Raw genomic sequence first — 12174 nt, 5'->3', positions numbered from 1 at the left:
CCCCTGTAACGCACCCGAGACGGCTCAACCGAAACGGCCGGTGAGGTAGTCTTCGGTCTGTTTCTTTTTCGGGCGGACGAAGATCTCGTCCGTCGGGCCGAACTCGACCAGTTCCCCCAAATACATGAACGCGGTGTAATCGGAGATCCGTGCCGCTTGTTGCATGTTGTGGGTCACGATCAGAATCGTCACCCGGTCGCGCAGTTCGGTCACCAGCTCTTCGATCGACGCGGTCGCAATCGGATCGAGCGCCGACGTGGGCTCGTCGAGCAGCAAAATCTCCGGTTCCGCCGCAAGCGCCCGCGCGATGCAGAGCCGCTGCTGCTGTCCGCCGGAAAGCGACGTGCCCAACGCATCCAACCGGTCTTTCACTTCGTCCCACAACGCCGCCGCTTTGAGCGCCGCTTCCACCCGGTCCGCGATTTCGGTGCGGTTTTTCATGCCACGGACCGTCAAACCATACGCGACGTTGTCGAAGATCGATTTCGGAAACGGGTTGGGCTTCTGAAACACCATCGCCACCCGCATGCGGATCTCGATCGGGTCGACTTCGGGCGAAACCAGGTTGATGTCGTCCGGATAGAGACGGATTTCACCAACATAGCGGTTGCCCGGGTAGAGGTCGTGCATGCGGTTGAAGCTGCGCAGGAAAGTCGATTTCCCGCACCCCGAAGGGCCGATCAGCGCCGTCACCCGTTTTTCCGCAACGGGCATGTTGAGGTCTTTGAGCGCATGGTGCGCGCCGTAGTAGAAGTGGAACCCTTTGGCTTGCGCTTTCACCGGCGCGTCGAGTGTTACCCCGGTGGCTTCATGAACGATGCGTTGTGGTTGATCCATGGTGCTTTACCAAGTGAGATTGCGACGAATACGGTACCGGAGCCAGATCGCCAGACCATTCATCAGGAGCGTGGCGACGATGATCACGATCCCCACCCCAGCCGCAAGCGAATGGAACTCAGACTGTGGTCGGGAAAGCCAGTTGAACATCTGGATGGGCAGTACAGTAAATGGGGAAAAGAGCCAGTCGAAAGGCCCTGCGGGGGGATCGCCAGCGAAAGGCATCGGCGGCAGGAACGCGATGAAGGTGAGTGCCCCGATCGTGATCACCGGCGCCGTTTCGCCGATCGCGCGCGCCATTCCGATGATCACCCCGGTCAGGATCCCGCCCGACGCGTACGGGACCAGATGGTCGGAAACCACCTGCCACCGGGTAGCGCCCAACGCGTACGCCGCCTCTTTGATGTGCTGGGGAATCGCGCGCAACGCTTCACGCGTCGCGACGATCACCACCGGCAGGATCATCAACGCGAGCGTCAGCCCCGCGGTGAGAATGCTTTGCCCGAAGTCGAGGATATAGACGAAGAGACCCAGCGCGAGCAACCCATAGACGATCGACGGCACCGCGGCCAAATTGGTGACGTTGATCTCGATGAGCTCCGTGAGCCAGTTCTTCGGCGCGTACTCTTCGAGATAGACTGCAGCGGCAACCCCCAGCGGTGCTGCGGCCAGGAAGGTCACGATCATCACCAACGCCGTTCCCACCCACGCGGAATAGATCCCGGCGCGCTCCGGCCGCCGCGACGGGAAGTTGAAATAGAACTCTTCCTGCACCACGTGGCGGTACCCATCGAGCACCAGGTCCGTAAAGAGCGCGAACAGCACGATCACTCCGATGAGCGTCGCCCCCAAGCCGATCAATCCGAAAATCACGTCCCAGCGGCGGCGCTTCGCAATATCGCGCCGCAGCGCGGTAAGTTCGTTTTTTTCGCTCTGCTGCATGATCAGTAGGCCTCCCGCCAGCGCCGGCGCACGTATTGGCCGATCACGTTGAAAAAGAGGGTGATCACCACGAGCACCAACCCGACTGCGAAGATACTCTGATAACCGATCGACCCGTGCGGCAGATCCCCCATCGCCACCTGCACGATGTAGGCAGTGATCGTCGCGGCGGGCTCACGCGGATCGAAGGTGAAATTGGGCTGTTGCCCCGCAGCGATCGCAACCACCATCGTCTCCCCGACCGCTCGGGAAATACCCAGGATGAACGCGGCGACCACACCGGAGATCGCGGCGGGCAACACCACTTTCATTGCCGTTTGGAAGCGTGTCGCCCCCATCGCGTACGAGGCCTCGCGCATCGCCATCGGCACCGCGCGCATCGCGTCTTCGGATACCGACGCCACATACGGCGTGATCATGATCCCGATCACGATCCCGGGGCTCAACATGTTGAAACCGGGCAGCCCAGGAATGAGTTTCTGCAAGAGCGGCGTGACGAAAAGCAGCGCAAAGTAACCGTAGACGATGGTCGGTACCCCTTCCAAAAGCTCAAGAAAGGGTTTGACGGTTTCGCGTACGCGATGCGAAGCAAACTCAGAGAGGTAGATCGCAACCGTGAGCCCAAGCGGAATCGCGACCAGCACCGCGATTGCCGAAATGGTGAATGTGCCAGCAATAAGCGGCAAGACCCCATACTCCGCTTTTTCGAAGAGCGGTGTCCATTGCGTATGGGTGAGGAATTCCACGAGTGAGACGTGCTGGAAAAAGCTCCACCCTTCATAGAGGAGGATCGCGACGATCGCCACGGTTGTCGCCACCGCAGAAAATGCGGCAAGGAACAGCGCCGTTTCGATCAGCCGCTCTTTGACGTTGCGGGCACGGGTATGGGTGACATGCCCTTCAGGAAGCGATGCGCAATGGCTTGGCTCAGCGGTCACGACAGGGTTTCCTTGTCGGTGATGCAGGGTAGACAAAAAAAACGGCTGTACGCACCCTTGCCCACAGCCGTTTTCTCTAAAACCATTTACTCCTTGGTTTCGCGCGCAAGCAGTTCTTCGACGCTCACACCCACTTCGGCATGGCCACCGAAAGCGGTACCCGTCTTCATCGCTTGGAAATTCTTCATCGCCAGCTCATACGCACGGTCGGGCAAATTGACGTACCCCACCTCTTTGGCCAACTTTCCAGCGTGCTTGAGGTAGAACGCGACGAATTCACGCACTTCCGGTTTCTCTTTGGCCGCTTTGGCATTGACGTAGATGAAGATCGGGCGCGAAAGCGGTTGATAGGTACCGTTATTCACCGTTTCGACGCTGGGCGCGACCGCTGGCGAATTTTCGTCCTTCTTGATCTTCACCGCTTTCAGTTTGTCTTGGTTCTCAAGATAGTACGCCAGGCCGAAGTAACCGAGCGCGTTCTCATCCGAGCTCACGAACTGCACGACCACGTTGTCGTCCTCAGACGCCAGGTAGTCGCCACGGCTCGACTTGGCTTTACCCACGATCGCTTCGGTGAAATAGTCGAACGTTCCCGAATCCGACCCAGCACCCGCGAGTTTGAGCGGCCGATCCGGAAAACGGGGAGAGACCTGCTTCCAGTTGGTGATCACCCCTTGCGCTTCGGGCGACCACATCTTCTTGAGTTCGGCAACCGTCATCTCTTCGGCCCAGGTGTTTTTCGGGTTGATCACCACGGTGAGCGCGTCGAACGCCACAGGGAGTTCGATGTACTGGATGCCGTTTTCGGCGCACAACTTCATCTCGTTGTCGAGAATCGGACGCGACGCGTTGGAGATATCGGTCTCACCACGGCAAAACTTCTTGAAACCGCCGCCGGTGCCGGAAATGCCAACCGTGACTTTCACCTTGCCGCGTTGCGCGGTCTGGAACTCCTCCGCAACGGCTTCGGTGACGGGATAGACGGTGCTCGAACCGTCGATCTTCACTATTTTTTCCGCCGCGAAGGTCACCGCCGGGGTTGTGACGACACCCGCTACGGCAAGCGTGGCGACCAGGGAAAGGGTGTTGCGAAGTTTCATCGGACTGCTCCTTTGGGTTACTGAGGATGACGGGGCGCAGTCTACCGAGCGAATGTGACAATTTGATGACACGCATTGTACCGCAACGGGCGCGTTCGTGATCCGTACCACGCACTCTTTGCCGTGGGTTCGGGGTCGATGAATTTGTTGACTTTGATTTTTCTTACAAGAGACTCTGTAAACAATGCGCGCCGTTGTTCTGTGGATAACTCTGTTAACAATAGACTTCGTCCAGCAATGTGCTGTCGGTAATCTTGGGGATCGACTTGGATTTTGGCGGGGATCGTTTGGGGATGAAAAAGCAGTCACCGTGCCATTTTTCTTTTATCGACAAATCATTGCGTGATCTGTGCGTCAACTTTTCCCCAATGCGACCCACTCCGATCGGTTGCAGGATGGTTACCTGTAATGCAGGTTTCGGCTTGTGGATAATTTTGTGAATGAACGTGCACGACGCCGCCCACGCCGCGGCTTCCTGCGCAGGCATCGGCTTCGCGATCCCGTATCCTTGCGCACAATCCCGTAGTGGAGATTGACCGCCGCGAATTCGTCGAGGTCGAGCACCCCCAACACGACGAAGCTTGGTTTTTTTTCTGCGACGCAGCGTGCGATCGCTTGCTCGGCCCAGCGACAAGCCCGTTGCGGTTGGCCAATCCGGTGAGCGGATCGTGGTACGCGATCCGTTCGAGCGCTTCGGTCAAGTGCATCTCTTTGGTGACGTCGTGGACCAACCCGTGGATTTCGCTGACGCGGCCGTCGGCCAAGCGGTGGGGAAAGACGAAATCGTTGCGGTTTTCGGCCTTTGCCGCGCCGTTCGCGTCTACGATGGTGCCGTCCGTAGGGTCGATGAGGAGCGTCGGCATGACGTGGCTCTGCAACCACTGGGGCAGCAGTCCCGCCCAAGCGGTGGGTGCGAATGCGATACCCAGTAGCAGGTGTAGCAGAAACACCACAGTGGACAAGCTGGGGATGGCGCGGGAACGGTTGACGAACCATCGTCTCTTTCTCAGCATGCACCGCAAACGGTACGTCAACGTTCCAACCGCCGTACCGGCGTTGTGTACAGGAGTATCCCCAGGGTTTTGGCGCATGTCTTGGCGGCTTTCAGGGGGTTATCCCCACGATTGGGCAGAGTGTAGACTTATTTTAGAGATATTTATAGAAAAACCAAACCATAAAAACAGAACTGCCCTCTGAGGGGGATGCCGCGCGGCTTCGCGCCCGTTTGACGGCGAAGGGGTTCGTTCGCTACAGTGGCGATGGGTGACGTGTGCGCGACGCGTGGGTGAGGTACCATGTTGTTGGAGGTTTGTCATACCCTGCCGCTTGCGGTATCGGTGCCGCTATCACGGGACACGGTGTGGCAGCGTTTGTGGGAGCGCGTCACGTTCCCACAGCGGTGGATCGACGGGGTGACGGCGTGTGATGTGCTTTGGCACGCGCCCAAAGAAGCAGCGCTGACGCGGCGGATCGCGTTCGGTGACCGGACGTTCGAAGAGCGTGTGACGTGGCAAACGGGGGAATGGCTGCGGTTCGTCACTCAGGCAACCCCGGAATACCCCGGGAGTCTTTTGACCATCACCTTGGTGGAACGCGACGCGATGCGCTGGTCTTTGACCTTTTCCTATCGGCGGTTCGTGCGGGACGGTGACGCCACATTGCCGGACGGATCTGACCTCTCCGCCTGGTTGGCGGCGGCTTACCGCAGCGCAGACGAAGCGTATGTCGTTGCGCTTGCGCGGGCGTTACAAGCGGAGCAAGAGAGACGATGAGTTTGTGGCACGCATTGGGGATTCACGACTACGGCGCGTTCGTTTTGGGAACGGTTTTGGTGGTTTTGTTGCCAGGACCCAATTCGCTCTATGCGTTCGTCACCGCGTCGCGCCAGGGCCCCGCTGCGGGGTTTCGCGCGGCACTCGGGATTTTGACCGGGGACGCGATCCTGATGAGCGCCGCGGTGTTGGGCGCGGCGTCGCTACTGCGCTATCTGCCGACGCTCTTTGCGGTGTTGCAGCTTACTGGTGCCGTATACCTGGCGTGGTTGGGCGGAAAACTCGTTTGGGAAGCGGTTCGGCACGGCTGGGGCAAGCAAACGGCCACCGCGAACGAGGACGATCGGGCAGCCGCCCCCGAACCGGAACCGCGCCGGGTAGCGATCCACCCGTTTCGGCGGGCGTTGGTGATCAGCCTGTTGAACCCGAAAGCGATCCTCTTTTTCTTCTCGTTTTTCGTGCTCTTCGTCGATGCGGATGCGCCCCACCCCTATCTGGCGTTTGCATTGCTTGGGCTGACGTTACAGGTGATCAGCGCCACTTATCTGACGATTCTGATCCTGGCGGGTGCGCGCCTGCGCCGTTGGAGCCAGGCGCGACCGCGCGCTCATGCGTGGGGGCTTGCGGCCACCGGCAGTGCTTTCCTGCTCTTCAGTGCGAAGCTGGTGCGCGATGCGTTCGCGCGGGTGGGGGGGTGAAGCTTGCCGCGCAGACCTTTACCCAGGATGTGAAGCGGCTTTCGTGCTGCGCCGGTTACACAGGCACTTCCTCAGTGTTCGGTGTGAGATGTTCGAGAACCCACTCCGGTGAAATGTCCTGACCGTTAGGCCAAGTCAAAGCGCCCAGAAAAGGAAAGACTCGGCAGAAATAGTCGCGATCTTGTAGCTCTTGAAACCCCTTCTTGCTGAGGAGCGGGGTCAGGTCCACGATTCCTTCTTTTCCGTCGGCAAGCTTCAAGTGAAGTCGGTAGCCGTCCAACGGTTTCACTTTGACAACGTCCCAATCCATCTGTGGTTCCTCGTGGTTACAGAGGGTCGATCCGATACGGAGGAATACCTTGTTGGGCGAGTTCCCAGTTGGCGAGCAGTTCGTCCCGCCGTAACTCGATCCACGCTTGGACGAGTCGAAGTTGTTTGCGCGGTAACTCACCTGCCAACAATTCCCCCTCTTCGATATCAATCGCTGCTTCGAATTCGCCATACCGTGCGTGGATATGCGGGCGATGGTGTTGGCTACCTTCCATCAGGTACATTCGAATAATGATGCCATAAAACATTGCCAGTACTGGCATCATTCACACATCCAAATTACGCACGAAGAGCGCGTTCGCCTCGATGAACTCGCGCCGCGGTTCGACCGCATCGCCCATCAGGGTCGAGAAGATTTCGTCGGCGGCGATCGCGTCTTCGATCTGCACTTTGAGCAGCCGCCGGGTTGCCGGATCCATCGTCGTCTCCCAGAGCTGTTCCGGGTTCATTTCGCCCAACCCTTTGTAGCGTTGTTTGACGATCTGGCGTTCTACTTCGGCCATCAGCCAAGCGACCGCATCGGCGAAATGGCGGACCGTCTGCCGTTTTTCGCCGCGCCGCACTTCCCCTTCACCTTGTACGAGCGTCGCAGTGGTTTCGGCAACGTGCATCACGGTTTGCCAATCCCCAGATTCCAGGAGTTCGGCATCGAGCAGGCTGCGCTTGATGAGCCCGTGTTCGGTGCGTTCGATGCGTAAGCTCCATTGATCGCGCTCTTCGTCGAATGCGGCGAGGACGCGGAGTTGGTCGCCCAGCACCGCCTGCAACCGTTGGGCGCTTGCGACGGCGTTTTCTTGGTTGCTGAGGTCGATCGCAATCGCGTGGTTCAGAATCGTTTGCAGAATGGTGGGGTCGATGAGGGCGCTATGGCGGTCGATGATCCGTTGCGCGCGTTGCCATTGGCGCAACAGCCCCAAGAGCGTTTCGTCGCGAATCGGTGCGGCGTCTGGCGCCGGGAGGAGTTCGGCCTCTTGCGCCGCCAGTTCGATGAGAAATTGCTGTAATTCCGCGTCGTCTTTGAGGTAGCGCTCGGTCTTACCCAGTTTCACCTTGTAGAGCGGGGGTTGCGCGATATAGACGTGGCCGCGTTCGATCAGCTCCGGCATCTGGCGGTAGAAGAAGGTGAGCAGCAGTGTTCGGATATGGGCGCCGTCGACGTCGGCGTCGCTCATCAGGATGATGCGGTGGTAGCGCAGCTTCTCCGGTTTGTAGTCCGCTTTGCCGATCCCGGTGCCGAGCGCGGTGATCAGCGTGGCGATCTCCTGGCTTTGCAGGAGTTTGTCGAAACGCGCTTTTTCGACGTTGAGGATTTTGCCTTTGAGCGGCAAGATCGCTTGGAAGCGGCGGTCGCGCCCTTGCTTCGCGGAGCCACCGGCGGAGTCGCCCTCGACAATGAAGAGTTCCGATTTTGCCGGGTCTTTCTCTTGGCAGTCGGCAAGTTTTCCCGGCAGCCCCACGCCGTCGAGTACCCCTTTGCGGCGCGTGATTTCGCGCGCTTTGCGCGCCGCTTCGCGGGCGCGTGCTGCTTCGACGATTTTGCCGACGATCGCTTTCGCTTCGTTGGGGTGTTCGAGCAGGAAGGTTTCGAGCGCTTTGCCCACTACCTCTTCCACCGCGGTGCGCGCTTCCGAACTCACCAGTTTCATTTTGGTTTGGCTGGCGAATTTCGGGTCGGGCATCTTCACGGATAGGACGCAGGTGAGCCCTTCACGCATGTCGTCGCCGGTGATCTCGACTTTCGCTTTTTTTGCGATTTCGTTCGCTTCCAGGTATTTATTGATCACCCGCGTCATCGCGCTGCGCAACCCGGTGAGGTGGGTGCCGCCGTCGGGTTGCGGAATGTTGTTGGTGTAGCAAAGCACCTGTTCGGCGAAGCTGTCGTTCCACTGCATCGCCACTTCGATGCTGATTTCCGCTTCGTGCCCGACGTCTTGCGGGACGGTGACCGCGCCGCTCGCGTGGAAGATGGTGGGGTGGAGCGGCTGCTTGTTGCGGTTGAGGTATTGGACGAAGCCCTTGACGCCGCCCGAGAAGGCGAAGTCCTCTTCTTTGCCGGTGCGTTGGTCGATGAAGCGGATCTTGACGCCGTTGTTGAGAAACGAAAGTTCGCGCAGGCGCTTCGCGATCTGGTCGGCGTGGTATTCGATCGTGCCGAAGATCTCTTCGTCCGCAAGCCAATGGACTTCGGTGCCGCGCTTTTGCGTCGCACCCACCACCTTCATCTTGCGCACGTGCACCGGTTCCCCGCCGCCGGGTGGGGTTTCCCAGGTTTCGTCGAAGAGGGTGGGCACGCCACGAGAAAATTCGAGGACGTGTTTGTACCCGTCACGCCAGATGGTGAGTTTGAGCCATTTGGAGAGTGCGTTCACACACGAGACGCCGACACCGTGAAGCCCGCCGGAGACTTTGTAACTGTTCTGGTTGAATTTGCCACCGGCGTGCAGCACGCACATCACGATCTCTGCGGCGGAGCGTTTCGGTTCGTTTTTGTCGTCCCATTTGATGCCAGTGGGGATCCCGCGGCCGTTGTCGCGCACCGAAACCGAGTTGTCGGCGTGGACCGTCACGACGATGTCGTCGCAGTAGCCAGCCAGCGCTTCGTCGATCGCGTTGTCGACCACTTCGAAGATCATATGGTGGAGCCCCGTTCCATCGGAGGTATCGCCGATGTACATGCCGGGGCGTTTGCGGACCGCTTCGAGCCCTTCGAGTTGTTGAATCGCGCTTTCGTCGTAGGTTTGGGTCATTGCGTTTTCCTGGACCATCGGTTTGATTCGCTGCGTTCGTTCGGTGGTGTGCGTTGTTTCACAGCCGCATCGGCATCACGACGTAATGGAAGTGTTCGTCGTCCGGTGTGGTGATGAGCGCTGCGGCCATGCTGTCTTTGAGTTGGATGTGGATCACTTCGTTGGTGAGCGCAGTGAGCACGTCGATGAGGTAGCTGACGTTGAAGCCGATCTCGAGTGGCGCCCCTTCGTAGTGGATCTCGATCTCTTCGACCGCTTCTTCGCGTTCGACGTTGTGCCCGGAGATGCGCACGAGCCCCGTTTCGAACGTGAGTTTGATCGGCCGCAATTTGTCTTCGGCAAGCACCGCAACCCGTTGCAGTGCGCGCAGGAGTTCAACCCGGTCGAAGACGATCCGCACGGGGTGGTTCATGGGGATCACCCGACGGTAATCGGGGAACTTCCCTTCGATGATTTTGCTGGTGAATTGCACCGCACCGGTGGTGAAGACCACTTGCCGTTCGGCGATGGTGATCGCCACCGGCTGGTCGCTGTCCGAAAGGAGTCGCTGGAGCTCGAGGACCGTTTTGCGCGGCAGGATCGCTTCCCGTTCGTCGCGAAATTCCGGCATCGCCTCTTCGACGTGGGCGAGGCGATGCCCGTCGGTAGCGACCACGTGCAAATTCTGGTCGTGGAGGTGGAAAAAGAGCCCGTTCAGATAGTAGCGGACGTCTTGTTGGGCCATCGCAAACGCTGTGAGCGCCACCAAGCGGCGCAAGGTGTGTTGCGTGAGCGTCAGTTGGTCGCCTTCGCTGGGGGGGGTAAGGCGCGGGAAGTCGTGCGCCGGCAGCGTGTGCAACGTGAAGCGTGACCGTCCGCTCGTTATCTTGAGGGTGTTCTCTTCGGCAAGGAGCTGCACTTCGGCCCCGTCGGGCAAGCTCTTCAGAATATCGAGGAGCTTCTTCGCTGGCACCGCGCAGGCGCCGTTTTCCCCAGCCAATTCGCCAAGCGGTTGCCGAACGACGATTTGCGCTTCGAGGTCGGTAGCGGTGACGGTAAGACCGTCGTCGCTGCGCTCCAGCAGGAAACAGCCGAGGATCGGCTTGGTTTGCCGCTTTTCCACGATACCGGCCGCGGCAGCGAGCGGTGTGAGCAGCGTATCACGGGGGGCTCGAATCAGCATGGCGTCTCCTTGTTATCCGCGTAGCACTTGCAGTAGGACATGAACGTCGTGGTTGAGCTGTGGGTCTTGGTTGCGCAGTTCGGTGATCGTTCGGCAGGCGTGGATCACCGTGGTGTGGTCGCGGCCGCCGAAGGCTTCGCCGATCGCGGGCAGCGACAAAGGGGTGAGCTCTTTGGCGAGATACATCGCGACCTGCCGGGGGCGCGCGACCGCGCGGGTGCGTTTCTTAGAGTGCATCTCGGCCACTTTGATTTTGTAGTAGTCGGCCACCGTTTTTTGGATCTGCTCGACGGTAAGTTGCCGGTTGAAGGCGTTGAGCAGGTCCTTGAGCGCCTCTTTCGCCAGTTCCAACGTGATCGGGCGGGCCAGGAAATTGGCGTACGCAACCACTTTGTTGAGCGCCCCTTCGAGTTCACGCACGTTCGATTTGAGGTGCTTGGCAATGAGGAACGCGACGTCGTCAGCGAGGTCGATCGCCATCAGTTCCGCTTTTTTCTTGAGGATCGCCACCCGCATTTCGAGCTCTGGGGGTTCGATCTGGACGGTTAGGCCCCAGTCGAAGCGCGAGATCAAGCGGTCTTCCAACCCTTGGATGTCTTTGGGGTAGGTGTCACAGGTGATCACGATCTGTTTGCGCGCTTCGGTGAGCGCGTTGAACGCGTGGAAGAACTCCTCTTGCGTGCGGGTTTTGTTCTGGAAGAACTGGATGTCGTCGATCAACAGCACGTCGAGCGAGCGGTAGAACCGTTTGAACGCGTCGAAGCTCTTCTGTTGATAGGCGCGTACCACGTCGGCGTAATAGTCTTCGGCGTGGACGTACCGAATCACCGCGCGTGGGTTGTTTTGGAAGATCGCGTTGCCGATTGCGTGGATGAGGTGGGTTTTGCCCAGCCCCACTCCGCCATAGATGAAGAGGGGGTTGTAGGAGTTTCCGGGGTGGTGCGCGACTTGCATCGCAGCGGCGCGCGCCAGATCGTTCGCGCGACCAGTGACCAGCGTCTCGAAAGTGGCGTTGGGGTTGAGCCGGGTTCGTTCGTAGAGCGCTTCGAGCGTCGGCGCGTGGGTCGGGTCGGCGTCATTTACCGCAGGCGGCTTGCGCCGAGCCCGTAACCGCGCAGTGGGGGGTGGGGAAACAGCGGCGGTGTTCGCAACTGCGGTGTCGGCAGATGGGACGGCGGCAGGCGCCGCAGGGCTGGTGGTCTTCTCTTCTTCTCCAGCGGAATCTTCTCCAGCCGAAACCGGTGCGGGTTCCACTGAAGGGGTTTCTGGTTCGGCGTGCGGGCGCGACGAAGCAACCGCGTCTTCGGCTGGCGCCGTCTGCGCTTGGGTTGCGCCGGTTTGGGAAGCAGTGTCCCGACGCGGCGGTTCCCCCAATGTCAATTCCGCGCGTTCGATGCCGAGTGCCGCGAGTTCGTCGGTGATGATGCCCCAGTAGCGTTCGCGTACCCACTGCAAAATGAAGCGGTTGGGCGCAAAGACGCGCAGTTCGGCACCCGCACCGTCCACTGCGACGCCTGCAAGCGGTCGAATCCAGGTTTTGTATTGTTGTACCGGGATCTTGCTCTGCAAGCGCGCGCAGCAGGTGTGCCAGAGGTCGTCGGATGGGGAAGGGTTCGTTTCGCTCATCGTTGCGAATTGTAGCGTGAAA

General features: G+C 59.6%; 12 protein-coding genes. 2 read left to right on the top strand and 10 right to left on the bottom strand.

Features of this window, described 5'->3' with window-relative positions:
- Window positions 1–24: 24 nt before the first annotated feature.
- The 5 genes from pstB to HPTL_RS00040 form a co-directional block, all read right to left on the bottom strand.
- Complete coding sequence (gene pstB / locus HPTL_RS00060; RefSeq protein WP_119334145.1) at window positions 25–837, bottom strand: phosphate ABC transporter ATP-binding protein PstB; 813 nt, start codon at window positions 835–837, stop codon at window positions 25–27.
- Between the two features lie 6 nt (window positions 838–843).
- Window positions 844–1779 carry a phosphate ABC transporter permease PstA gene (gene pstA, locus HPTL_RS00055; protein ID WP_119334144.1) on the bottom strand — a complete coding sequence of 312 codons (936 nt, stop codon included), beginning with the start codon at window positions 1777–1779 and terminating at the stop codon, window positions 844–846.
- 2 nt (window positions 1780–1781) lie between these two features.
- Window positions 1782–2717, bottom strand: a complete 936-nt coding sequence (gene pstC / locus HPTL_RS00050) for a phosphate ABC transporter permease subunit PstC (protein ID WP_119334143.1) — start codon at window positions 2715–2717, stop codon at window positions 1782–1784.
- A gap of 86 nt (window positions 2718–2803) precedes the next feature.
- Window positions 2804–3817, bottom strand: a complete 1014-nt coding sequence (locus HPTL_RS00045; protein WP_119334142.1) for a PstS family phosphate ABC transporter substrate-binding protein — start codon at window positions 3815–3817, stop codon at window positions 2804–2806.
- A 335-nt stretch (window positions 3818–4152) separates the two neighbouring features.
- Window positions 4153–4767 (bottom strand): diguanylate cyclase, encoded by a 615-nt coding sequence (locus HPTL_RS00040; RefSeq protein WP_145981774.1) that lies wholly within the window; start codon window positions 4765–4767, stop codon window positions 4153–4155.
- A gap of 345 nt (window positions 4768–5112) precedes the next feature.
- On the opposite strand from HPTL_RS00040, the gene HPTL_RS00035 reads away from it, so the two are divergent.
- The gene (locus HPTL_RS00035; protein WP_119334140.1) at window positions 5113–5589 is read left to right on the top strand and encodes an AtaL-like protein; all 477 of its coding nucleotides are present in this window, start codon (window positions 5113–5115) and stop codon (window positions 5587–5589) included.
- Window positions 5586–6287 (top strand): leucine efflux protein LeuE, encoded by a 702-nt coding sequence (leuE, locus tag HPTL_RS00030; RefSeq protein ID WP_119334139.1) that lies wholly within the window; start codon window positions 5586–5588, stop codon window positions 6285–6287. The genes HPTL_RS00035 and leuE overlap by 4 nt, the downstream gene beginning before the upstream one ends.
- 55 nt (window positions 6288–6342) lie before the next feature.
- On the opposite strand, the gene HPTL_RS00025 is transcribed toward leuE, so the two are convergent.
- Genes HPTL_RS00025 through dnaA form a run of 5 tightly spaced genes read right to left on the bottom strand, consistent with a single transcriptional unit; the run spans window position 6343 to window position 12152 of the window.
- Window positions 6343–6597 carry a DUF2442 domain-containing protein gene (locus HPTL_RS00025; protein ID WP_119334138.1) on the bottom strand — a complete coding sequence of 85 codons (255 nt, stop codon included), beginning with the start codon at window positions 6595–6597 and terminating at the stop codon, window positions 6343–6345.
- A 16-nt stretch (window positions 6598–6613) separates the two neighbouring features.
- Window positions 6614–6883, bottom strand: a complete 270-nt coding sequence (locus HPTL_RS00020; RefSeq protein WP_197713700.1) for a DUF4160 domain-containing protein — start codon at window positions 6881–6883, stop codon at window positions 6614–6616.
- The gene (gene gyrB, locus HPTL_RS00015) at window positions 6884–9382 is read right to left on the bottom strand and encodes a DNA topoisomerase (ATP-hydrolyzing) subunit B (RefSeq protein ID WP_119334137.1); all 2499 of its coding nucleotides are present in this window, start codon (window positions 9380–9382) and stop codon (window positions 6884–6886) included.
- 40 nt (window positions 9383–9422) lie between these two features.
- On the bottom strand, window positions 9423–10526 hold the full coding sequence (gene dnaN, locus HPTL_RS00010) for a DNA polymerase III subunit beta (RefSeq protein ID WP_119334136.1): 1104 nt from the start codon (window positions 10524–10526) through the stop codon (window positions 9423–9425).
- A 12-nt stretch (window positions 10527–10538) separates the two neighbouring features.
- Window positions 10539–12152 (bottom strand): chromosomal replication initiator protein DnaA, encoded by a 1614-nt coding sequence (dnaA, locus tag HPTL_RS00005; protein ID WP_119335987.1) that lies wholly within the window; start codon window positions 12150–12152, stop codon window positions 10539–10541.
- Window positions 12153–12174: the final 22 nt, after the last annotated feature.

It is taken from the genome of Hydrogenophilus thermoluteolus (assembly GCF_003574215.1).
Classification (GTDB): Bacteria; Pseudomonadota; Gammaproteobacteria; order Burkholderiales; family Rhodocyclaceae; genus Hydrogenophilus; species Hydrogenophilus thermoluteolus.
This window is presented reverse-complemented; position numbering and strand designations above follow the sequence as displayed.

Excerpts from the sequence above, each read along its gene's own strand:
- pstB (WP_119334145.1), bottom strand. The coding sequence starts at position 837 with ATGGATCAACCACAACGCATCGTTCATGAAGCCACCGGGGTAACACTC.
- pstA (WP_119334144.1), bottom strand. The coding sequence starts at position 1,779 with ATGCAGCAGAGCGAAAAAAACGAACTTACCGCGCTGCGGCGCGATATT.
- HPTL_RS00045 (WP_119334142.1), bottom strand. The coding sequence starts at position 3,817 with ATGAAACTTCGCAACACCCTTTCCCTGGTCGCCACGCTTGCCGTAGCG.
- HPTL_RS00035 (WP_119334140.1), top strand. The coding sequence starts at position 5,113 with ATGTTGTTGGAGGTTTGTCATACCCTGCCGCTTGCGGTATCGGTGCCG.
- leuE (WP_119334139.1), top strand. The coding sequence starts at position 5,586 with ATGAGTTTGTGGCACGCATTGGGGATTCACGACTACGGCGCGTTCGTT.
- HPTL_RS00025 (WP_119334138.1), bottom strand. The coding sequence starts at position 6,597 with ATGGATTGGGACGTTGTCAAAGTGAAACCGTTGGACGGCTACCGACTT.
- HPTL_RS00020 (WP_197713700.1), bottom strand. The coding sequence starts at position 6,883 with ATGATGCCAGTACTGGCAATGTTTTATGGCATCATTATTCGAATGTAC.
- gyrB (WP_119334137.1), bottom strand. The coding sequence starts at position 9,382 with ATGGTCCAGGAAAACGCAATGACCCAAACCTACGACGAAAGCGCGATT.
- dnaN (WP_119334136.1), bottom strand. The coding sequence starts at position 10,526 with ATGCTGATTCGAGCCCCCCGTGATACGCTGCTCACACCGCTCGCTGCC.
- dnaA (WP_119335987.1), bottom strand. The coding sequence starts at position 12,152 with ATGAGCGAAACGAACCCTTCCCCATCCGACGACCTCTGGCACACCTGC.